At 56.1% G+C, this 237-nt stretch carries 1 protein-coding gene; it reads left to right on the forward strand.

What is annotated here, in order from left to right; translation table 11 throughout:
- On the forward strand, positions 1-237 hold a 237-nt coding region (locus ACLJNW_RS28390), incomplete at both ends, for a hypothetical protein (RefSeq protein WP_410962002.1).

Below are 237 nucleotides of genomic sequence, written 5' to 3' on the forward strand. Positions count from 1 at the left end.
CCATAGCGCTCCAGCTTTCTTTACTACCTGCCCGGCCTTGGCGACAAGGCATACGCGGACTGCTACCTCAAGAGGCCATTATCTTCTTACTGATCGGGCTAGGGGTAAGCGGGCTAACTCAGCTCGGCACAACCGAATGGGAGGGTATCACGGCGATCCCAAATCAGGCAAGCGGCAATATTTTCCGCCAGGCATTCTGGGCTCGCCCGGAATGGCTCTATCCGGTTGTCGTTATCT

Source organism: Salmonella sp. SAL4457, from assembly GCF_046548235.1.
GTDB classification, from domain to species: Bacteria; Pseudomonadota; Gammaproteobacteria; order Enterobacterales; family Enterobacteriaceae; genus Salmonella; species Salmonella enterica.